General features: G+C 68.2%; 20 protein-coding genes and 1 riboswitch. Of the genes, 11 read left to right on the forward strand and 9 right to left on the reverse strand.

The annotated features are described in order from the left end of the window. Nucleotides 1-57: 57 nt before the first annotated feature. Nucleotides 58-1,236, forward strand: a complete 1,179-nt coding sequence (locus tag ACAM52_RS07600; RefSeq protein WP_095745805.1) for an acetyl-CoA C-acetyltransferase — start codon at nucleotides 58-60, stop codon at nucleotides 1,234-1,236. Nucleotides 1,237-1,343: 107 nt separating this feature from the next. Here the strand turns inward: ACAM52_RS07600 and ACAM52_RS07605 are convergent, their stop codons facing one another. From ACAM52_RS07605 to ACAM52_RS07615, 3 genes are all read right to left on the reverse strand, one after another. Next, complete coding sequence (locus ACAM52_RS07605; protein ID WP_369646619.1) at nucleotides 1,344-1,529, reverse strand: hypothetical protein; 186 nt, start codon at nucleotides 1,527-1,529, stop codon at nucleotides 1,344-1,346. 36 nt (nucleotides 1,530-1,565) lie between these two features. Beyond that, nucleotides 1,566-2,120: a hypothetical protein gene (locus tag ACAM52_RS07610; RefSeq protein WP_369646620.1), complete on the reverse strand. Its 555-nt coding sequence runs from the start codon at nucleotides 2,118-2,120 to the stop codon at nucleotides 1,566-1,568. Nucleotides 2,121-2,587: 467 nt separating this feature from the next. Beyond that, nucleotides 2,588-3,499 carry a LysR substrate-binding domain-containing protein gene (locus ACAM52_RS07615; RefSeq protein WP_159271438.1) on the reverse strand — a complete coding sequence of 304 codons (912 nt, stop codon included), beginning with the start codon at nucleotides 3,497-3,499 and terminating at the stop codon, nucleotides 2,588-2,590. A gap of 92 nt (nucleotides 3,500-3,591) precedes the next feature. Here ACAM52_RS07615 and ACAM52_RS07620 point away from each other — a divergent pair, with 92 nt between their 5' ends. Genes ACAM52_RS07620 through ACAM52_RS07640 form a run of 5 tightly spaced genes read left to right on the forward strand, consistent with a single transcriptional unit; the run spans nucleotide 3,592 to nucleotide 8,656 of the window. Continuing rightward, nucleotides 3,592-4,602 (forward strand): tripartite tricarboxylate transporter substrate binding protein, encoded by a 1,011-nt coding sequence (locus tag ACAM52_RS07620; RefSeq protein WP_369646621.1) that lies wholly within the window; start codon nucleotides 3,592-3,594, stop codon nucleotides 4,600-4,602. 35 nt (nucleotides 4,603-4,637) lie between these two features. Further along, nucleotides 4,638-5,528: a MaoC family dehydratase N-terminal domain-containing protein gene (locus ACAM52_RS07625; RefSeq protein WP_307693222.1), complete on the forward strand. Its 891-nt coding sequence runs from the start codon at nucleotides 4,638-4,640 to the stop codon at nucleotides 5,526-5,528. A gap of 24 nt (nucleotides 5,529-5,552) precedes the next feature. Next, nucleotides 5,553-6,734: a CaiB/BaiF CoA-transferase family protein gene (locus ACAM52_RS07630; protein ID WP_070061123.1), complete on the forward strand. Its 1,182-nt coding sequence runs from the start codon at nucleotides 5,553-5,555 to the stop codon at nucleotides 6,732-6,734. Continuing rightward, complete coding sequence (locus ACAM52_RS07635) at nucleotides 6,731-7,621, forward strand: CoA ester lyase (RefSeq protein ID WP_369646622.1); 891 nt, start codon at nucleotides 6,731-6,733, stop codon at nucleotides 7,619-7,621. Before ACAM52_RS07630 ends, ACAM52_RS07635 begins: the two co-directional genes overlap by 4 nt. Before the next feature lie 30 nt (nucleotides 7,622-7,651). Beyond that, the gene (locus tag ACAM52_RS07640; RefSeq protein WP_369646623.1) at nucleotides 7,652-8,656 is read left to right on the forward strand and encodes a tripartite tricarboxylate transporter substrate binding protein BugD; all 1,005 of its coding nucleotides are present in this window, start codon (nucleotides 7,652-7,654) and stop codon (nucleotides 8,654-8,656) included. A gap of 48 nt (nucleotides 8,657-8,704) precedes the next feature. On the opposite strand, the gene ACAM52_RS07645 is transcribed toward ACAM52_RS07640, so the two are convergent. From ACAM52_RS07645 to ACAM52_RS07655, 3 genes are all read right to left on the reverse strand, one after another. Continuing rightward, entirely contained in the window at nucleotides 8,705-9,127 is a 423-nt protein-coding gene (locus ACAM52_RS07645; RefSeq protein WP_095947110.1) for an N-acetyltransferase, read from the reverse strand. Then, a complete protein-coding gene (locus tag ACAM52_RS07650) occupies nucleotides 9,124-9,648 on the reverse strand; it encodes a CinA family protein (RefSeq protein ID WP_062480868.1) in 525 nt (174 codons plus the stop codon). Before ACAM52_RS07650 ends, ACAM52_RS07645 begins: the two co-directional genes overlap by 4 nt. 80 nt (nucleotides 9,649-9,728) lie before the next feature. Then, on the reverse strand, nucleotides 9,729-10,376 hold the full coding sequence (locus ACAM52_RS07655) for a DJ-1/PfpI family protein (protein WP_070061119.1): 648 nt from the start codon (nucleotides 10,374-10,376) through the stop codon (nucleotides 9,729-9,731). A 204-nt stretch (nucleotides 10,377-10,580) separates the two neighbouring features. On the opposite strand from ACAM52_RS07655, the gene phbB reads away from it, so the two are divergent. Together phbB and ACAM52_RS07665 are read left to right on the forward strand one after the other, a co-directional pair. After that, a complete protein-coding gene (gene phbB / locus ACAM52_RS07660; RefSeq protein ID WP_062480872.1) occupies nucleotides 10,581-11,318 on the forward strand; it encodes an acetoacetyl-CoA reductase in 738 nt (245 codons plus the stop codon). Between the two features lie 156 nt (nucleotides 11,319-11,474). Beyond that, complete coding sequence (locus ACAM52_RS07665; RefSeq protein WP_062480874.1) at nucleotides 11,475-12,818, forward strand: dicarboxylate/amino acid:cation symporter; 1,344 nt, start codon at nucleotides 11,475-11,477, stop codon at nucleotides 12,816-12,818. 67 nt (nucleotides 12,819-12,885) lie between these two features. Here ACAM52_RS07665 and ACAM52_RS07670 read toward each other — a convergent pair whose 3' ends face one another. Next, nucleotides 12,886-13,485, reverse strand: a complete 600-nt coding sequence (locus ACAM52_RS07670) for a tetratricopeptide repeat protein (RefSeq protein WP_369646624.1) — start codon at nucleotides 13,483-13,485, stop codon at nucleotides 12,886-12,888. 104 nt (nucleotides 13,486-13,589) lie between these two features. After that, nucleotides 13,590-15,848 carry a catalase/peroxidase HPI gene (katG, locus tag ACAM52_RS07675; protein WP_369646625.1) on the reverse strand — a complete coding sequence of 753 codons (2,259 nt, stop codon included), beginning with the start codon at nucleotides 15,846-15,848 and terminating at the stop codon, nucleotides 13,590-13,592. A 183-nt stretch (nucleotides 15,849-16,031) separates the two neighbouring features. Between katG and ybaL the strand changes: the two genes are divergently transcribed. Next, on the forward strand, nucleotides 16,032-17,735 hold the full coding sequence (gene ybaL / locus ACAM52_RS07680) for a YbaL family putative K(+) efflux transporter (protein ID WP_062480880.1): 1,704 nt from the start codon (nucleotides 16,032-16,034) through the stop codon (nucleotides 17,733-17,735). A gap of 4 nt (nucleotides 17,736-17,739) precedes the next feature. Here the strand turns inward: ybaL and ACAM52_RS07685 are convergent, their stop codons facing one another. Further along, on the reverse strand, nucleotides 17,740-18,147 hold the full coding sequence (locus ACAM52_RS07685; protein ID WP_070061115.1) for a hypothetical protein: 408 nt from the start codon (nucleotides 18,145-18,147) through the stop codon (nucleotides 17,740-17,742). 151 nt (nucleotides 18,148-18,298) lie between these two features. Between ACAM52_RS07685 and ACAM52_RS07690 the strand changes: the two genes are divergently transcribed. Both ACAM52_RS07690 and ACAM52_RS07695 read left to right on the forward strand, forming a co-directional pair. Continuing rightward, the gene (locus ACAM52_RS07690; protein WP_062480886.1) at nucleotides 18,299-18,520 is read left to right on the forward strand and encodes a hypothetical protein; all 222 of its coding nucleotides are present in this window, start codon (nucleotides 18,299-18,301) and stop codon (nucleotides 18,518-18,520) included. A gap of 80 nt (nucleotides 18,521-18,600) precedes the next feature. Next, a riboswitch (cobalamin riboswitch) is annotated at nucleotides 18,601-18,884 on the forward strand. 130 nt (nucleotides 18,885-19,014) lie between these two features. Next, a complete protein-coding gene (locus tag ACAM52_RS07695) occupies nucleotides 19,015-21,198 on the forward strand; it encodes a TonB-dependent receptor (RefSeq protein WP_369646626.1) in 2,184 nt (727 codons plus the stop codon). The last annotated feature ends 1 nt before the right edge of the window (nucleotide 21,199 follow it).

Consider the following 21,199-nt stretch of genomic DNA (forward strand, 5'->3'; position numbering starts at 1 on the left):
GCGCCAGCTCCCGCAAGATCGCAACCGATTTCAAATCACCTCAACGGAGAGAACCTCATGGAAGACATCGTCATCGTTTCGGCTGCGCGTACGGCGGTCGGCAAATTCGGCGGCTCGCTCGCCGGCATTCCCGCCACCGAGCTGGGCGCCCTCGTGATCAAGGAAGTGATCGCGCGCGCCAACCTCACGGCCGACCAGGTGGGCGAGGCCATCATGGGCCAGGTGCTCGCGGCCGGCGCCGGCCAGAACCCCGCGCGCCAGGCCTGGCTCAAGGGCGGCGGCACCAAGGAAACGCCGGCGCTCACCATCAACGCCGTGTGCGGCTCGGGCCTGAAGGCCGTGATGCTGGCGGCGCAGGCCGTGGCCACGGGCGACAGCGAAATCGTGATCGCCGGCGGCCAGGAAAACATGAGCATGGCGCCGCACGTGCTGCCCAACTCGCGCAACGGCCAGCGCATGGGCGACTGGAAGCTGGTCGACACCATGATCGTCGACGGCCTGTGGGATGTGTACAACCAGTACCACATGGGCATCACGGCCGAGAACGTGGCCAAGAAGTACAACATCGACCGCGCCTCGCAGGACGAACTGGCCCTGGCCAGCCAGACCAAGGCCGCCGCCGCGCAGGACGCCGGCAAGTTCAAGGACGAGATCGTCGGCGTGAGCATTCCGCAGAAGAAGGGCGACCCGCTCGTCTTCAACCAGGACGAGTTCATCAACCGCAAGACCAACGCCGAAGTGCTGGCCGGCCTGCGCCCCGCCTTCGACAAGGCCGGCGGCGTGACCGCGGGCAATGCCTCGGGCCTGAACGACGGCGCCGCCGCCGTGATGGTCATGACGGCCAAGAAGGCCGCGGCCCTGGGCCTGAAGCCGCTGGGCCGCATTGCCAGTTACGCCACCGCCGGCCTGGACCCGACCATCATGGGCATGGGCCCCGTGCCGGCGTCGCAGAAGGCGCTGCAGCGCGCTGGCTGGAAGGCCGCCGACCTCGACCTGCTCGAGATCAACGAAGCCTTCGCCGCACAGGCCTGCGCCGTGAACCGCGAAATGGGCTGGGACGTGAACAAGGTGAACGTGAACGGCGGCGCCATCGCCATCGGCCACCCCATCGGTGCGTCGGGCTGCCGCATCCTGGTGACGCTGCTGCACGAAATGCAGCGCCAGAATGCCAAGAAGGGCATCGCCTCGCTGTGCATCGGCGGCGGCATGGGCGTGGCGCTGACGATCGAGCGCTGAGCCTGATCACCGGGTGAACCGGTACGGGGAGGGGAGGCAGGGGCTCGCAAGGGCCGCTGCCTCCCCTCCCTTTTTTGTGTGCGCTGTTTGCGGGTTTCGCCTGCGGCTTACTTCGACCGGTCTGAAGCCACGAGGTCCCAGGCCAGGCCCGCGAGCCAGCCGATGCCCACCAGCCACGCGCCGGCGTGCACCGTGTCGATGTCGGCCGGGGCCAGCCAATGAACCAGCAGGGCGATCAGCAGCCCGGCGACGGCGCCGATGCAGGACCAGGGGGCGCTGAGGGCTTCGAGCATGGTTTCTCTGCTGCGAATGTCTTTGCCTCGCACGCGTCAATCGAGTGCAGCGCCATCGAGCAAACGCGTGGCGTCGGCCAGATAGGAAAGGAAGAACGCTTCGAGCGTGCTTGCCACCAGGCGCGGCTCTGATCCATCGAAGCGATCTTCCAGCACCGAGCTGGTGCCGTCCGGGTTCGCCTTCAGCCTGTAGCACCAACAGCAGATGAAGTAGTCCGAGAAGAGCACGCCGTGAGGGGAGAGTTCGGAGTTTTCGGCCTTGATTTCCTCGAGTGGCCAAAGGCGCCACAACGCCTTGTCCATCTCGCGCATGCCGCCCAGCGAGGTGTAGAGAGCGATGACGTCTGCTGTTGCAGTCGATCCCAGGCTTTCGAAAGTTTCGAGAATCTGTGCTTTCGGTGCCGGCGGCACAAGCGTCAGGTTCTCTGCTTTCCAGTGGTCGATGAGTTCGCCAACACCTTGCATTTGTGCTCTCCGCATCCGAACGGTTGCTCGTGCCCGACTGTACGGCCGTCGCCCCAGCCATGCCTTGGAGCCGGCAGTTCGCGCCTTGCCGATCAATTTGCGGGTGATGAGAACCTTTGGATTCATTCGAACGCCTGCGACCTTCGCCATCCGCCACCGGTCGTCCGTTTTGTTCACCGCTCAAAAATTGAGCAAAGTGTGGAATCCCTTTGTAAAACAACAGCTTGCATTCGTTTTACAAAGCTCCACCCGAGTTACCCCCAAAGTTGCCCACAGAAAGTGGGGATTGCAGTGGACTTCTTCACAACCCGCCGCAAGTCGTTGGTTTCAAAGGGCGGCCTAGCACAGGCAACCCCCTGTTTTTTCGCTTGACTTTCCTGTTTTCGAGCGATTTTCAGGCCCCTCGGCGGCCTGACTTGTGCACTGCAAAATTTTTAAGCAGACTAACTATTCTCTTTATAAAACAACGACTTGCGTTCGCTTTACAACGCTGCCCCTGACTTACCCCCAAAGTTGTGCACAGAAAATGGGGAAGACATCGGGTTTCTCACAAGCCGCCTGCAAGTGCCTGTTTTTGCCCGGAAATCGGGCCGTCAGCCGGTTTCGGCCTGCGCGTCGGCGTAGTGCTTGCACAAGGTCTCGACCAGCGCCTGGGCGTACACGGGCAGGGCTGCGCGGTCGCGCACGAGCAGGTAGCGCTCGCGCACGCACCACGGGTCGCTGAGCTCGACCAGCGCGAGCCCCATGCTCTCCTGGTTGCGCCGCGCGGCCGACTCCGGCACCACGCCGATGCCCACGCCGCTGCCGATCATCCGGCACATGGCGTCGAAGCTGCCGAGCTGGATACGCAGCTTCTGGCGCTTGCCCAGGTGGTCGGTGATCTGCCCCAGGAAGGCCTGCAGCGTGCTGCCCTGCTGCATGCCGATGGCGTCTTCGTCGAGCGTTTCGGCGAACGAGATGCGGCGCCGCCGCGCAAAGCGGTGCTGGCGCGAGGTGACGAGCACCAGCCGGTCGGTGCTGAAGTGGATGGTGTCCAGGCCCAGCGTGTCCATCTGGCCCGCGACGATGCCGATGTCGGCGCGCCCGTCGCGCACGCCGCGCGGGATCTGAGCATTCGGTTTTTCCTGAAGGTCGACGTTGATGCGCGGGTTGGCGGCCAGGAAGCCGGGCAGGATCTCGGGCAGGAAATCGGTCACCGCCGTGGTGTTGGCGAACACGCGCAGGTGGCCGCGAAGGCCGCCGCCGTACTCGAGCAGGTCGGCGCGCAGCTGGTCGGCCTGGTGCAGCACCAGCCGGGCGTGGTGCAGGAAGGCCTCGCCCGGCGGCAGCAGGCGCACGCCGCGGGCCTCGCGCTGCAGCAGCTGCAGGCCGGCCTGGGTCTCGAGCGCCTTGATGCGCGCGCTGGCCGCCGCCAGCGACAGGTGCTGGCGCTCGGCCGCCCGCGTGAGGTTGCCGAGTTCGGCCGTGGCCACGAACAGGCGCAGGTCGGTGAGGTCGAAGAGCATGGGGCGATGGTAGTCAAGCCTTCGGAATTTCAGAAGCCTGGCTTCCGAAATCGCAGATTGCGCCGGCGGGGCGGGCAGAAGACCATGCGGCCATGGAGACACACGACACCACCCCCGCCTTGCGACTTCGCGCCAAGGCGCTGATCGCCTTCGGCCTCGCCGCCACCGCCTTGCTGGCCGCCAACCCGGCCACCGCCCAGACCTACCCCTCGCGCCCCATCACGCTCGTCGTGCCCCAGGCCGCGGGCGGCACCAACGACATCGTCGGCCGCCTCGTCGGCCAGAAGCTCGGCGAGGTGATGAACAACGCCAGCGTGGTGGTCGACAACCGCCCCGGCGCGGGCGGCAACATCGGCACGCAGCTGGTCGCCAAGGGCCCGAAGGACGGCTACACGCTGCTCATGACGATCAGCAGCAGCCAGGCCATCAACCCCGCGCTCTACAAGAACCTGGGCTTCGACCCCGAGAAAGACTTCAAGCCCGTCGGCCTGGTCGGCGCCGTGCCCAACGTGCTGCTGGTGAACCCGTCGTTCCCCGCGAAGAATTTCGCCGAATTTTTGAAGCTGGCGCGCGACAAGGGCGCCAGCTACCAGTACGCCTCGGCCGGCAACGGCACGCTCAACCACCTGCTGGGCGAAATGCTCAACAGCATGGGCGGCATCTCTTTGCAGCACGTGCCGTACAAGGGCGTGGCACCTGCCATCAACGATGTGCTGGGCGGGCAATTGCCCATCGTGTTCGCGAGCCTGCCTTCGGCGCTGGCGCACATCAAGGCCGGCAAGCTGCGCGCGCTGGCCGTGAGCGCCGAAAAACGCTCGCCCGTGCTGCCCGACGTGCCCGCCATCGCCGAGCAGGTGCCGGGCTACAACGGCACGCTGTGGATCGGCCTGTTCGCGCCCGCGGGCGTGCCGGCCGACGTGCTCGCCACCCTGCAGGACGCGACGCGCAAGGCGCTCGCGGCCAAGGACCTGCGCGACAAGCTCGACCAGCAGGGCGTCGAGATCGCTGCGGCCACCTCGCCCGAACAGTTCTCGGCGCTGCTGCGCACCGACCTCGCCAAGTGGGCGCGCATCGTCAAGGCCTCGGGCGCCGCGGTCGACTGACCTCGCCACTCATCCTTCTTCCCGACACACACGACATGACTTCTCCCCTGATCGACGTCGAAGCCCTCGCGCGCCTGCAGGCCTGGCAGGGCCGCACCGAAACGCTGCGCGACGACCTCACCGCCGCGCCCGTGCGCGGGCTGTCCGCCACACTCGACCGCGACGACCCGCTGCCCGAGGCGGGCACGCGCCTGCCTGCGCTGTGGCACTGGCTCTACTTCCTGCCGCACCACCGCCAGTCGGAGATCGGCGAAGACGGGCATGCCAAGCGCGGCGGCTTCCTGCCGCCCGTGCCGCTGCCGCGCCGCATGTGGGCCGGCGGCCGGCTGACCTGGGAGCCGGGCAATCCGCTGCAGGTGGGCGATGCGGTCGAGCGCACCTCGACCATCGCCTCGGTCACGCACAAGGCCGGCCGCACGGGCGAGCTGGTGTTCGTGCTGGTGCGCCACGAGGTGCGCAACGCGCGCGGCCTCGCGCTGACCGAAGAGCACGACATCGTCTACCGCGCCGCCGCCGCACCCGGTGAGCCTGCGCCGCCGCCCACGCCCGCACCGAAAGACGCCGCCTTCAGCCGCGACCTCGTGCCCGACGACGTGCTGCTGTTCCGCTACTCGGCGCTGACCTTCAACGGCCACCGCATCCACTACGACCGCCGCTACGTGACGCAGGTCGAGGGCTACCCGGGCCTCATCGTGCACGGCCCGCTGATCGCGACGCTGCTGGTCGACCTGCTGCGCCGCAACGCGCCGGCCGATGCGCAGCTCGCGCGCTTCGAGTTCCGCGCCGTGCGCCCGACCTTCGACATCGCGCCGTTCCGCGTGCACGGCAAGCCCGCCGAAGGCAGCACCGACGGCAAGACCTTCAGCCTGTGGGGCGAAGACGCCGACGGCTGGCTCACGATGCAGGCCACGGCCGTGCTCGCCTGACGCAAGGAAAGAAAGAAGAAGCCCATGACCAGACCCCTGGACGGCATCACCGTCATCTCGCTCGAACACGCCATCGCGGCGCCGTTCTGCACCCGCCAGCTTGCCGACCTCGGCGCGCGCGTCATCAAGGTCGAGCGCCCCGGCGGCGGCGACTTTGCGCGCGCCTACGACGAGCGCGTGAACGGCGAGGCCTCGCACTTCGTGTGGGTCAACCGCTCGAAGGAAAGCCTCACGCTCGACCTGAAGCAGCCCGCCGCGCTCGCCGTGCTGCAGGAGCTGGTGGCCGGCGCCGACGTGCTGGTGCAGAACCTCGCGCCCGGCGCCGCCGCGCGCATGGGCCTGGGCGCGCAGGTGCTGCAGGAAAAACACCCCGCGCTCATCGTCTGCGACATCTCGGGCTACGGCGAAGACGGCCCGTACCGCGACAAGAAGGCCTACGACCTGCTGATTCAGAGCGAGGCCGGCTTCCTGTCGGTGACGGGCACGCCCGACGACCCGTGCAAGTCGGGCAACTCCATCGCCGACATCGCGGCGGGCATGTACGCCTACACCGGCATCCTCGCGGCGCTGATGCAGCGCGGCAAGACGGGCAAGGGCTCGCACATCGACGTGTCGATGCTCGAATCGCTTGCCGAGTGGATGGGCTACCCGATGTACTACGCCTACGACGGTGCGCCGCCGCCGCCGCGCAGCGCCGCCTCGCACGCCACCATCTATCCCTACGGCCCTTTCCCCGCCGGCGACGGCGGCACCGTGATGCTGGGCCTGCAGAACGAGCGCGAGTGGCGCGCCTTCTGCGACAAGGTGCTGCTGCGCCCCGAACTTGCGAGCGACCCGCGCTTCGACAGCAACGCGCGGCGCAACGAGCACCGCGAGGCGCTGCGTACGCTCATCGTCGACACCTTCGGTGCGCTCAGCGCGGCGCAGGTGCTCGAGCGGCTCGACACCGCGCAGATCGCCAATGCGCGCATGAACGACATGGCCGGGCTGTGGGCGCACCCGCAGCTGCAGGCGCGCGAGCGCTGGCGCCAGGTGGGTTCGCCGGCCGGCGACATCCCGGCGCTGCTGCCCGCCGGTCGCCAGAGCGCGTTCGACTACCGCATGGACCCGGTGCCCGCGGTCGGCCAGCACACCGACGCGATCCTGCGCAGCCTGGGCCGCGGCGACGACGCGATTGCGGCGCTGCGCGCGGCCGGCGCGGTATGAGCGGGCCAACCGATCAAGCGCTCGCTCTTGCGCGCGCCTTTCTCTTCGTGCCGGCCGACCGGCCCGAGCGCCATGCGCGGGCACTGGCGACGGGCGCGGGCGGCGTGATCATCGACCTCGAAGATGCCGTGGCGCCCGCGCGCAAGGCCGAGTCGCGCGACGCGCTCGGCGCCTCGCTGGCGGCGCTGCCCGCCGAAGGGCGAGGGCGACTTCTGGTGCGCGTGAACGCCAGCGGCACGCCATGGCATGACGACGACTGCGCGCGCGCGGCGGGCTGGATCGCCGAGGGCCTGATCGCCGGCATCGTGCTGCCCAAGGCCGAGCACGCCGACGAACTGCATCGGCTGGCCGCCACGGTCGGACCGAAGGCCGTGCTGGTGCCGCTCATCGAATCGGCTGCGGGGCTCGCGGCGCTCGACGCCATCGCGGGCGCGCCGCAGGTGCTGCGGCTGGCCTTCGGCCATCTCGATTTCCAGGCCGACCTCGGCATGGCCTGCGATGCCGACGAGGCCGAGCTGGTGCCCGTGCGCCTCGCGCTCGTGCTGGCCTCGCGCCGCGCCGGGCTGGCCACGCCCATCGACGGCGTGTCGCCCGACTGGCGCGATGCGCAGCGGCTCGCCGCCGACACCGCGCGCGCCCGGCGCGGCGGCTTCGGCGCCAAGCTGTGCATCCACCCCGAGCAGGTCGCGCCCGTGCAGGCCGCGCTCGGGCCCATGGCCGACGAGGTGGCCTGGGCGCACCGCGTCACCGAGGCCGTGCGCGCGGCGGGCGGCGGCGTCGTGAGCCTCGACGGCCGCATGGTCGACGGGCCCGTGGTGCGGCTGGCCGAGCGCTGGCTCGCGCTGGCCGCCTCGCACGGCCCCGGCGATTCATCCGTGACGCACTGATCCACAGACAAACCACAAGGAGACAAAGAAGTGAGCGCAACGAAGACCTGGAAACTGAAAGCCCTCATCGCGGCCTCGGCGGGCGCCTGCCTGCTCGCCGCCGCATCGCCCGCCGCCGCGCAGGCCGCGTGGCCCGACAAGCCCATCGTGATGGTCGTGCCGTACTCGGCCGGCGGCCCCACCGACGTGGTGGCGCGCATGCTCGCGGTGCCCATGGGCAAGTCGCTGGGGCAGACCGTGGTGGTCGAGAACACCGTGGGCGCGGGCGGCACCATCGCGCCGACCCGCGTGGCCAAGGCCGCGCCCAACGGCTACACCATCCTCATCCACCACATGGGCATGGCCACCGCGCCCGCGCTGTACAAGAAGCTCAACTACGACCCGCTGAAAGACTTCGAGTACGTCGGCCAGGTCATGGACGTGCCGATGACCCTGCTGTCGCGCAAGGACTTCCCGGCCAACAACTTCAAGGAGCTGCTGGCCTACGTGAAGGCCAACAAGGACAAGGTCTCGCTCGCCAACGCCGGCATCGGCGCCGTCTCACAGCTGTGCGGCATGCTCTTCGCGCACCAGATCGGCGTGCAGCTCACGACCGTGCCCTACAAGGGCGCAGGCCCGGCGCTCAACGACCTCATGGGCGGGCAGGTCGACCTGCTGTGCGACCAGACCACGCAGACCGCGCCCGTCATCAAGGACGGCCAGCGCGTGAAGGTCTTCGGCGTGACCACGCCCAAGCGCCTGTCGAGCATGCCCGACATCCCCACGCTCGACGAGCAGGGCCTCAAGGGCTTCGACGTGAAGGTGTGGCACGGCGTGTATGCGCCCAAGGGCACGCCGCCGGCCGTGATCGAGAAACTCAACGTGGCCCTGCGCGCCGCGCTGCAGGACGACAACGTGAAGAAGCGCTTCGCCGAGCTGAGCACCGAGGCCGTGCCGATGGACAAGGTCACGCCCGAGGCGCTGCGCAGCCACCTGGCGGCGGAGATCGAGAAGTGGGGGAAGGTGATCCGGGCTGCGGGGGTGCAGGCGGATTGAAGACGGCAGCTTGAGAGGTTGGGAGTCAGGGGGCGCAATGCCCCGGGCTCACAGCTTCTTCTTCATGTAGGCGAGGTAGTTGCCGCGCGCGTAGTTGTCGATGCGGGCGAACTCTTCGTAGCCTTGCTTCAGGTAGAAGCCTCGCGCTTGCCACTCGAAGGTTTCGAGTGCGGCATTCCCGGCGCCCAGCGCCTTGCCGCGCGCTTCCGCCTCCGCGAGCAGGCGGCGGCCCAGGCCGGTGCCCCGGGCTTCCTCCTCGACGAACAGCACGTCGATGCGCAGCCATTCGAGGAAGACGAAGCCACGCAGCCCGCCCATCAGGCGGCCCTGCGCGTCCTTCGCGTTCAGCCACACGGGTTGCGTATCGGGGTACTCGCCGACGAAGCCGTAGTTGAACTCGCGCAACCGGCGGCCCAGGACGCCGGAGCGGACCTCTTCTTCGGAAGCGGTCGAAATCACTGTTTCGGTCATGCGTCGCCGTTCGCCAGCAAGGTCTCTTCGAACAACTTCAGCAACAGCCGCGCGAACACATCCATGTTCCATGGCCGGTCGGTTGCCCCGGTCTCGATCGTGCGGCTGACCACGAGGCCGTCCGCGCCGGTCACGGCGATGCAAACATGCCCGGGCGCATCGCCGTACGGGCTGCCCGACGGTCCCGCCGCGCCGCTCTCGCAGATGCCCCATTTCGAGCGGTGGGCATCACGGATACGGCCCGAGATGAAGCGCGCGTAGGGCTCGGTCTCGCCGCGCATGTCGCCCATGTCTTCGGGCGTGAGGCCGAGCAGGGCCTTGCCGGCGCGGCGCGAGTAGATGACCGCGCCGCCCAGGAAGTAGGCCGAGGCGCCCGGCAGCGCGAGCAGGGCGGCCGAGACCAGGCCGCCGGCCGACGATTCGGCGACCGCCACCGTCTGGCGCCGCTCGCGCAGCGTCGCCCCCACGCGGGCGGCGAGCACGGAAAGCGGTTCGAGGTCGGTGAGGTCGGGCGTGGACATGGAGGTCGAAAGAAGTAAGAAAGAAGAAATGACCGACCGTTCGATCGATCAAGGGAACGCGTGAACGAATGAGCGAACGGTCAGGCGAGGCCCGCGCGCGAGCCTGGCCGCCGCACATACGACGGCGCGCGCTCATGGCTCGAGGTGTGGCCGTACACCGTGTCGGCCGGGTAGTACTCGGCCTGCAGCTGCACCTTGGCCGCGGCTTCCTCGCCCGCCACATGGGCGATGAAGGCGAGCATCAGGTCGGTGCCGGCCGACACGCCGGCCGAGGTCCAGACGTGGCCGTCCTGCACGAAGCGCTGCTCCACCACCTTCACGTCGCCGAGCGCGCGCAGGCGGTCGAGCGATCCCCAGTGCGTGGTGGCCGTGCGGCCCGAGAGCAGGCCGGCCGCATGCAGCACGAAGGCGCCGGTGCACACTGACAGCAGCGCCTTGCAGCCGGGCGCCTGCGCGGCCAGGAACTGCACCATGGCGGGGTTGTCGACCTCGCGCCGCGTGCCCATGCCGCCGGGCACGAGCACGAAGTCGAGCGGCGGGCAGTCGGCAAACGAGACATGCGGGTTGATCGACAGCCCCTTGGCGCAGACGACCGGGCCGTGCGTTTGCGCCACCACGAGGCAGTTCGCGGGGCCGCCGGCCAGCTTGCTCCACATGGTGAGCATTTCCCAGGGACCGACGAAATCGAGCTCCTCGACCTCGGGGAAGACGACGATTGCGAAATTCATGCGTGCGAACTCCTGGTGGGGTGGCCGGCAGGGGCCGTGTCACGGGCGCGAAGCCGCAAGCATATAGAGTGCCGCCGAGGTGATGTCCGTGACAGCTGGTTGCAAGCTTGGCTCAGTGTTCTCCCTCAGAGTTGTGTGGCCTGAAAATGGCTAGAGTGAAGGCGGCCGTTCAGGCTTTTTGCTAGCTTCAATCAAGGAAATCTCATGAGCAAGAAAGTTGCATATGTCACCGGAGGCATGGGTGGCATCGGAACAGCCATCTGCCAGCGTCTCTACAAGGACGGGTTCACCGTGGTCGCAGGTTGCGGCCCCACGCGGGACTACGCCAAGTGGCTGGCCGAACAGAAAGCCGAAGGCTTCGAGTTCCACGCGTCGGTCGGCAATGTCGGCGACTGGCAATCCACCGTCGAAGCCTTCTCCGCCGCCAAGGCGGCCCACGGGGCGATTGACGTGCTCGTCAACAACGCCGGCATCACGCGGGACCGCATGTTCCTCAAGATGACCCCCGAGGACTGGAGCGCGGTGATCGAAACCAACCTCAACAGCATGTTCAACGTCACCAAGCAGGTGGTGGGTGACATGGTCGAAAAGGGCTGGGGCCGCATCATCAACATCAGCTCGGTCAACGGCGCCAAGGGCCAGGCCGGCCAGACCAACTACTCGGCAGCCAAGGCCGGCATGCACGGCTTCACGATGGCGCTGGCGCAGGAGCTGGCCAACAAGGGCGTCACCGTGAACACGGTGAGCCCGGGCTACATCGGCACCGACATGGTCAAGGCCATCCGCCAGGAAGTGCTCGACAAGATCGTGGCCACGATCCCGGTCAAGCGCCTGGGCGAGCCGAGCGAAATCGCTTCCATCATCGCGTGGCTCGCCACCGACGAAGGCGGCTACAGCACCGGGGCCGACTTCTCGGTCAACGGCGGCCTCCACATGCACTGAGCATGCGCGCCACGCCCTGAAAACAAAAACCCGCTTCGGCGGGTTTTTTCATTTGGGCCGGAACCACCCCCATAGGACACACGACTTCAACCATCGAAAGCAACCCGACACGAACCCTTTCTTCTGCGTTTTCCTTCATCTTTTCAGGAGGCAGTCATGGCACATACAACAAGCACAGTACCCAGGAAGCTCCCCCTTTACCGTTCCCTGTACGTGCAGGTGATCACCGCGGTGATCGTCGGCGTGCTGCTGGGGTACTTCTACCCCTCGCTCGGTGAGTCGATGAAGCCCTTGGGCGACGGCTTCATCAAGCTCATCAAGATGATCATCGCGCCGATCATCTTCTGCACGGTGGTGGTCGGCATCGCCGGCATGGAAGACATGAAGAAGGTCGGCAAGACCGGCGGGCTGGCGCTTTTGTACTTCGAGATCGTGAGCAGCATCGCGCTGGTGGTCGGCCTCGTGCTGGTGAACCTGCTCAAGCCCGGCGCGGGCATGAACATCGACGCGTCCACGCTCGACACCAAGGCCATCGCGGCCTACACCGGCCCCGGCAAGATGACCGGCACGGTCGACTTCCTGCTCAACGTGATTCCCTCCACCGTGGTCGATGCCTTCGCCAAGGGCGAGATCCTGCAGGTGCTGCTGATCGCGGTGTTGTTCGGCTTTGCGCTGCACCGCTTCGGCGGGCGCGGCACGCTGGTGTTCGACGTGATCGAGAAGGGCTCGCACGTGCTGTTCGTGATCGTCAACTACATCATGAAGCTCGCGCCCATCGGCGCCTTCGGCGCCATGGCCTTCACCATCGGCAAGTACGGGCTGGGCAGCCTGCTGTCGCTGGGCAAGCTCATGGGCACCTTCTACCTGACCTGCCTGCTGTTCATCTTCGTGGTGCTGGGGCTCATTGCGCGCTTTCACGGCTTCAGCATCTGGAAGTTCATCAAGTACATCAAGGAAGAGCTGCTGATCGTGCTGGGCACCTCGTCCAGCGAATCGGTGCTGCCGCGCATGATGGAGAAGATGGAGAACCTGGGCGCCCACAAGACCTGCGTGGGGCTGGTGATTCCCACGGGCTACTCGTTCAACCTGGACGGCACCTCGATCTACCTGACGATGGCGGCGGTGTTCATCGCGCAGGCCACCAACACGCCAATGACGCTCACGCAGGAGATCACGCTGCTGGCCGTGCTGTTGCTCACCTCCAAGGGGGCGGCTGGCGTCACGGGCAGCGGCTTCATCGTGCTGGCGGCCACGCTGTCGGCGGTGGGGCACGTGCCGGTGGCGGGGCTGGCGCTCATCCTGGGCATCGACCGCTTCATGTCGGAAGCCCGTGCGCTCACCAACCTGATCGGCAACGGCGTGGCCACCATCGTGGTCGCCAAGTGGACCAACGAACTGGACACCGAGCGGCTGCAGGCCGGGCTCAACAACGAGAGCTGGGTCGAGTCGCAGGAGCCCGAGGAGCTGGTGAACGCGCGCGAATCGAAGATGGCGCAGTAGCGGGCGCAGGGCGCCGGCCCGCGCGTTTGGGTGCGGTGCGGCGCGTTTCGGTGCGCTTCAGTGCGCGTCAGTGCACCAGGGCCACCGCGAGCAGCGGCTGCGCCCTGGCGTCGAGCTCGCGTTCGTACAGCGGGGCGGCCTTGGCGTAGGCGCCCTGGGCGCGATGGGCCGCGGCCAGGTTCTGCCGGCTGACCAGTACGGCGTGTGCGTCGGGGCGCCGCTGCTTCTCGTGGATCGCCAGGGCGCGTTCGTACAGCGCAATGGCCTGGTCGAAGGCCTCGCGGCGGTAGTGCAGGCCGGCCAGCGCGCTCAGCGTGAACGCCACCTGCGGGCTGTCCGGCCCGGCGGTCTTTTCCTGGATGGCGAGCGCGGCCGTGTACGACTGCGCGGCCCGCGTCAGCTGCCCCTGCCGCTGGTGGACGTGGGCCAGCAGCACGAGGCTGAGGGCTGTGTCGGCGGACTCGGCCCCGCCCGTGCGTTGCGCCGTCCGCAGCACCTGCTGCGCCAGCTCGAGCGTGCCGACGTCGTAGCAGTTGGCGTTGATGCGTTGCACGAGTTCCTGGCGCAGCGCGCGCCATTCGGGGTTGCCGTCCTGCGCGTACAGCGCACCGAACTGCGAGGCCGCCAGGACGACGCCGGCGGCAAGCCATGCCTTCGCGAATTTCATGGGGCCGAATCTAGTGGCCCGGCCCGAAAAACGAATACCTCGTTCATGGGAGTCCGCGCCCGCGGGGCAGGGCCCCGGGGCGCGGACGGCGCTGGCGCCCCGCCTCAGGCGAGATCGAAGCGGTCCAGGTTCATCACCTTGGTCCAGGCGGCCACGAAGTCGTCGATGAACTTCTGCTGGCTGTCGGAAGCGCCGTAGACCTCGGCGATGGCGCGCAGCTGCGCGTTGGAGCCGAACACCAGGTCGACGCGCGTGCCGGTCCACTTGAGGGTGCCGGTCTTGCGGTCGCGGCCTTCGTATTCCTCCTTGGCGTCCGACACAGCCTTCCACTCCGTGCCCATGTCGAGCAGGTTCACGAAGTAGTCGTTGCTCAGCGTGCCGGGCGTCTTCGTGAAGACGCCGTGGCGCGTCTGGCCGACGTTGGTGTCGAGCACGCGCAGGCCACCGACCAGCACCGTCATCTCGGGCGCCGTGAGCGTGAGCAGCTGCGCCTTGTCGATCAGCAGCGCTTCGCCGGGCACGCTGTAGCGGCCCTTCAGGTAGTTGCGGAAGCCGTCGGCCGCGGGCTCCAGCGGCTCGAACGAGGGCACATCGGTCTGTTCCTGCGAGGCGTCGGCGCGGCCCGGCGAGAAGGGCACCTTCACTTCACGGCCGCCATTGCGCGCGGCCTGTTCCACGCCCGCACCGCCGGCCAGCACGATCAGGTCGGCCAGCGAGATCTTCTTGCCGCCGGTCTGTGCCGCGTTGAACTCGCTGCGGATGCCTTCGAGCACCTTCAGCACCTGGGCCAGCTGCGCGGGCTGGTTGACGGCCCAGTCCTTCTGGGGCGCCAGCCGCACGCGGGCGCCATTGGCACCGCCGCGCATGTCGGAGCCGCGGAAGGTGGAGGCCGAGGCCCACGCCGTCGACACCAGCTGCGCAGGCGTGAGGCCCGAGGCCAGCACCTTCTTCGTCAGCGCCGCGACGTCGTTGGCGTCGACCAGCGGATGGTCGACGGCCGGGATCGGGTCTTGCCAGATGAGCTCTTCGGCCGGCACCTCGGGCCCGAGGTAGCGGGCGCGCGGGCCCATGTCGCGGTGCGTGAGCTTGAACCAGGCGCGCGCGAAGGCGTCGGCGAGCTGGTCGGGGTTGGCCAGGAAGCGGCGCGAAATTTTTTCGTAGGCCGGGTCCAGGCGCAGCGACAGGTCGGTCGTGAGCATGGTCGGCGCGTGGCGCTTGGAAGCGTCGTGCGCGTCGGGGATGGTGCCGGCACCGGCGCCGCCCTTGGCGACCCACTGGTGCGCGCCGGCGGGACTCTTGGTCAGTTCCCACTCGTAGCCGAAGAGGTTCTCGAAGAAGTTGTTGCTCCACTTCGTGGGCGTGGTGGTCCACGTCACTTCGAGGCCGCTGGTGATGGTGTCGCCGCCCTTGCCGGTGCCGAAGCTGTTCTTCCAGCCGAAGCCCTGGTCTTCGAGGCCGGCGGCTTCGGGTTCCTTGCCGACGTTCGAGGCCGGCCCCGCGCCGTGCGTCTTGCCGAAGGTGTGGCCGCCGGCGATGAGCGCCACGGTTTCCTCGTCGTTCATGGCCATGCGGGCGAAGGTGTCGCGGATGTCATGCGCCGCGGCGATCGGGTCGGGGTTGCCGTCCGGGCCCTCGGGGTTCACGTAGATCAGGCCCATCTGCACGGCGCCCAGCGGGTTCTCGAGGTTGCGCGTGTGCGGCACCTTGCTGTCGTCGTCCTTCACGAGCACGCCGCGGTCTTTCTCGACGCCGGGCGAGCCCTGTGCGTAGCGCACGTCACCGCCCAGCCAGGTCTTCTCGCGGCCCCAGTACACGTCCTGGTCGGGCTCCCACACGTCGGGGCGGCCGCCGCCGAAGCCGAAGGTCTTGAAGCCCATGGTCTCGAGCGCGACGTTGCCGGTGAGGATCAGCAGGTCGGCCCAGGAAATCTTCTGGCCGTACTTCTGCTTGATCGGCCACAGCAGGCGGCGCGCCTTGTCCAGGCTCACGTTGTCGGGCCAGCTGTTGAGCGGCGCAAAGCGCTGCTGCCCGCGGCCGGCACCGCCGCGGCCGTCGCCGATGCGGTAGGTGCCGGCGCTGTGCCAGGCCATGCGGATGAAGAGCGGGCCGTAGTGGCCGAAGTCGGCGGGCCACCAGTCCTGCGAGTCGGTCATCAGTGCGGCGAGGTCTTTCTTCACCGCGGCGAGGTCCAGGCTCTGGAAGGCCTTGGCGTAGTCGAAACCGGCGCCCAGGGGATCGGATTTGGAGGAGTGCTGGTGCAGCAGGTCCAGGCGCAGCTGCTCGGGCCACCAGTCGCGGTTCGTGGTGCCGGCGCCGGTGGCCTGGCTGAACGGGCACTTCGCTTCGGTTTTCTCGTTGCTCATGGGGAGGCTCCTGTTGTTGGGGGGACGGGGGGACCGCTCAAATTCTGGATGAGAAAGGTGTCGATGCGAATAGAAGTGCTTTATGCCTACGATAGTTCGCGTCGCTTCCGTAGGGGTGTAGACGCAGGCCCGTAGAAGCCTGCGGGCTTCAAAGGTTGGGGGCCGTTCCTGCAAAATGGACCGATGCCCCACAGCGTCTCCCTCATCAATACGATTGCCGCCGGCCTGGGGTTGGCGCTGGTGTTCGGCTTTCTCGCGGCGCGGCTGCGATTACCGGCGCTGGTGGGGTACCTCCTGGCGGGCGTGATCATCGGCCCGTTCACGCCCGGCTTCGTGGCCGACGCGGGCATTGCCGCGCAGCTGGCCGAGATCGGTGTGATGCTGCTGATGTTCGGCGTGGGCCTGCATTTTTCGCTGGCCGACCTGCTCGCGGTGCGCAAGATCGCGCTGCCCGGCGCCATCGCGCAGATCGCGGTCGCCACGCTGCTCGGCGGCGGGCTGGCCATGTGGTGGGGCTGGAGCTGGGGCACGGCGCTGGTGTTCGGGCTGGCGCTGTCGGTGGCGAGCACGGTGGTGCTGCTGCGCGCGCTCGAGAGCCTGGGCATCCTCGATTCCTTCACCGGCCGCATCGCGGTGGGCTGGCTGGTGGTCGAAGACCTCGCGATGGTGCTGGTGCTCGTGCTGCTGCCGCCGCTGGCGGGCGCGCTGGGCAGCACCAAGGTCGACACCAGCGGCGACCCCGTCTGGCAGACGCTGGGCCTCACGCTGCTGCAGGTCGGCGGCTTCGTCGTGCTGATGCTGGTGGTGGGGCGGCGCGTGTTCCCGTGGATTCTGTGGCAGGTCACGCGCACCGGTTCGCGCGAGCTGTTCACGCTGTGCGTGGTGGCGGCGGCCGTGAGCATCGCCTTTGCCTCGGCGGCGCTGTTCGGCGTGTCGTTCGCGCTGGGCGCCTTCTTCGCCGGCATGGTGATGCGCGAGTCGCAGTTCAGCCACCGCGCGGCGCAGGAGTCGCTGCCGCTGCGCGATGCCTTTGCCGTGCTGTTCTTCGTGTCGGTCGGCATGCTGTTCGACCCCTCGGTGCTGGTGGAGCGCCCGCTGCAGGTGCTGGCCGTGGTGCTGGTGATCGTGCTGGGCAAGTCGCTCGCGGCCTGCGCGCTGGTGCTGGTGTTCCGCTACCCGCTGGCCACCGCGCTCACCGTGAGCGCGAGCCTGGCGCAGATCGGCGAGTTCTCGTTCATCCTGGCCGGGCTGGGCGTGTCGCTCGGCCTGCTGCCGGTGGAAGGGCAGAGCCTGGTGCTGGCGGGCGCGCTGATCTCCATCGCCACCAACCCGCTGTGGTTCAGCCTCATCGCGCCGCTGCAGAAATGGCTGCACGCGCATTCGAAGTTCGCACGCGAACTCGACGCGCGCAGCGACCCGCTGGCCGAACTGCCCATGACCACCGAGGCCAAGTACCTGTCGCGCCAGGTGGTGCTGGTCGGCTACGGCCGGGTGGGCCGGCGCATCGCCGCCGAGCTCGAGACGAACGACATCCCCTACGTGGTGGCCGAGCAGAACCGCGAGCTGGTCGAGAAGCTGCGCGAGGCCGGCATTCCCGCCGTGTGGGGCGACGCGGCCGACCCGGCGGTGCTGATCCAGGCGCACGTGGCGCGCGCCCGCGTGCTCGTGGTGGCCACGCCCGACGCCATGAACGTGCGCCAGATGATCGAAACCGCGCGCACGCTGAACCCCACCATCCAGACCGTGGTGCGCAGCCACAACGAGCAGGAAGCCCGCCTGCTGGCCGCCGAAACCGACGCGAAGGTGTTCCTGGGCGAACAGGAACTCGCCCAGGCCATGGCCCGCGATGTGGTGCAGCGCGCCGCCGCGATGGCGGTGCCAGCTTGACGATTCAAAGGTCCTCGATCACCAGCGTACGGTAGCGCTCGGCGATCGAGTAGGGCACGGTACGCACCAGTTCCATCACGCGCTCGGCGATGGCGCCGTCCTTGGTGCGGATCAGCAGGCCCGTGTGGCCTTCGTGGGCCAGCTGGATGAAGGCGCGCACCGTGTCGCCGTCGGTGCCGGCGGAGGGCAGGGGACTGTGCGAGGCATGCACGGTCGGCGCGATTTCCGCCAGGACGGTTTCGGCCGGTATCAGGTAGACCTCGTCGCCGCTCACGATGCCTTTCGCGATCAGCCCGTGGCCGATGCGGCTGGCATCTTCGACGCTCGGAAACATCACCAGGGAGTAACCGGTCGGGTAGAACGCGCCACCGAAGGCGGCGCGCATGTTGGGTTCAAGCGTGAAATGTTTCATGCTGACTCCTTGTTCTGATGCAACTCCCCACCCCTAACATTAGGCCGCGCGGCGTCCATGCACTGTAGGAGAAGCCCTAGTACTGACAACCGCGCCGGCCCCTTGCCCGTTCAAAGGCGGGTTCATTCCCTGTTTCATTTCTCTGACCGTCATGCCTTCGCCGAGAGACATCGCACTCACCGTCCACGAACTGGAAGAAGGGGAGTTCTACTGGGTGCTGATGGAGGCCGTCGACGGCTCGCCCGGCGACTCCACCCATGTGTACGTGCCGCTCGAAGCCGCCCACGAGCCCTACGCCACGTATTCGAATGCACTGGTGGCCGGCGTGGCGGTGCTGCGGCGGCTGTTCGGGCCCGACGGCAAGCCCGTCTGACGGGGCCCGCAAGGGCGCCGCCGCAGGGCGCTCCCTATAATCCCGGCGGTTGGAAACATTGGTTCACACCGGTGTCGTCCAACACCCCACGGTTCGAAGGTGCCCTGCACGATCAGTCACAGGATTGGCGGCGGGGTTAAACGGGAAGCAGGTGCGAGGCGTCGTTTTTTCGAACGACCCTTCCATTCCTGCGCTGCCCCCGCAACGGTCAGCGGACATCGACACCCTCAGGCCCCGGCGATTCTTCGCCCGGGCAGCCACTGCGCTTCGGCGTGGGAAGGCGAGGGCTTCGGCGCCGAGGTGCATGCATTGCACCCGACGCACTCCGCGAGCCCGGATACCGGCCTTCGCAACCGCCTTCGGATGCTGCGGGAGTGCGTGTCCGGGCCTGCCGCTTTTCCCTCGCGCGAAACGGCACCGCCCCTCGTCTCTTCTCCCTCGGCGTCCGCGATCGGTCAGGAGCCTGCGGGGACGCGGGCTGGAGGAGAAGTCGGATGAATCGCATTGCATCGCCACCGCGCGATCGCTCGGGCCCGCCCTTGCAACGGGCGCGCCTTTCGGGTCTTTCAGGTCTTTCGCTGGGGCTCGGCCTCGCTTGCGGGCCCGCCTTTGCCCAGTCGGGCGACACGGCCGGTCGCCCCAGCCTCACGCCCGTGCAGGTCGAAGCCAGCCGCCACACGCCGCTGGCCCTGGACGAACCCACGCAGACCGGCAGCCGCCTGGGCCTCACGCCGCTCGAAACGCCGGCCAGCATCGAGGTGCTCACTGGCGACGCGATCCGCGCGCGCGGCGACGTGTCGGTGGTCGAGGCCGCGAGCCGCGCCACCGGCATCACGGGCTCGCCCGCGCCGGGCAACGGCGGCTCGGCGCTGTCGGCGCGCGGCTTCAACGGCCACGGCTCGGTGATGCAGCTGTACGACGGCACGCGCCTGTACGTGGGCGCGGGCACCGTCACCTTCCCGTTCGACACCTGGTCGACCGACCGCATCGAGGTGCTGCGCGGCGCCGCCTCGGTGATGTTCGGCGAAGGCGCCATCGGCGGCGCGATCAACGTGGTGCCCAAGAAGCCCACCCGCGGCCCGATTCGCAACGAGGCGCTTGTGAGCGTGGGCTCCGACGCCACGCGCCAGGTCGCCTTCGGCAGCGGCGGGGCGATCAACGACATGCTCTCGTACCGCTTCGACATCAGCCACCGGAAAACCGACGGCTTCATGCGGCGCGGCGAGGCCGAGAGCCTGGCGGTGGGCGGCGCCGTGCGGCTCGACGTGTCGCCGCGGCTGCAGTTCACGCTCTCGCACGACGAGGGCCGCCAGACGCCGCAGCGCTACTTCGGCGTGCCGCTCGTCAACGGCCGCCTGAGCAGCCTGAACCGCGAACAGAACTACAACCTCGACGACGCCGAGGTCAAGTACCGCGACCGCTGGACCCGCCTCGATGCGCAGTGGACGCCCAACGACGCCGTCACCGTGCGCAACCAGCTCTATCGCCTGGACAGCAAGCGCCACTGGCGCGACAGCGAAACCTACACCTACAGCGCCACCACGAACCGCGTGACGCGCGGCGACTACCTGGAGATCGGCCACGACCAGGAGCAGATCGGCAACCGCACCGACGCCACCTTCAAGCACGCGCTGTTCGGCCTGAAGAACCAGGTGCTGGTGGGCTTCGATGTGAACCGCATCGACTTCCTGAACTCGAGCGACACGCCCTACGGCGGGCGCTCGGTGGTCGATGCCTTCGTCTTCAACCCCGGCTATTACGTCTCGCCCACGCCCTACCTGCCGCGCTACAAGACGAAGACCAGCACCTACGCCTTCTTCGCCGAAGACAAGCTGGCCTTCAACGAACACTGGTCGGTGGTCGGCAGCCTGCGCTGGGACCACGCGAAGATCGTGCGCACCGATCCGCAGAACCGCGCCCCGCGCCTGGACAAGACCTTCGAGTACGCCACCGGCCGCCTCGGCGTGGTCTATGCGCCCGACGCCGCGCAGTCGTTCTATGCGCAGGTGGCGCGCGCGGCCGATCCGCTCACCGGGCTCATCAGCACGTCCGCCACGCAGGTGCCGTTCGACCTCAGCGTCGGCAAGCAGGTCGAGGTGGGCTACAAGCGCCAGCTGGCCGAGGGCCGCGGCGCCTGGAGCGTGGCCGCCTACCGCATCGAGAAGACCAAGCTGCTGTCGCGCGACGCGAACGACCCGACCGTCGTGCAGCAGATCGGCAAGCAGTCGTCCGAAGGCATCGAAGCCACGCTCGACCTCGCGCTGACCTCCACGCTGCGCCTCGAAGCCAACGCCGCGCGGCTGCGCGCGCGCTACGACGACTTCAACGAGGCGGTCGGCAAGTCGCTGGTCTCGCGCGCGGGCAACACGCCCGCCGGCGTGCCCGAGGTGGCGGCCAACCTGTGGCTGCACTGGCGCTTCCTGCCGCAGTGGGAGGCCGAGCTGGGCGTGCGCCACGTCGGCGCGCGGCAGGTCGATGCGGCCAACACGCGCCGCATCGGCTCCTACACCGTGGCCGACGCGGGCGTGAGCTGGCAGGCGAACCCGTCGCTCAAGCTCGCGCTGCGCGCCTTCAACCTGGCCGACCGCAAGTACCCGGTCTCGTTCTCGAACGGCGGCAACCAGTGGCTGCTGGGCCGTCCGCGTTCGTTCGAGCTGTCGGCGTTCGTGACCTTCTGAG

This window comes from Variovorax sp. V118, assembly GCF_041154445.1.
Taxonomy (GTDB): Bacteria; Pseudomonadota; Gammaproteobacteria; order Burkholderiales; family Burkholderiaceae_C; genus Variovorax; species Variovorax boronicumulans.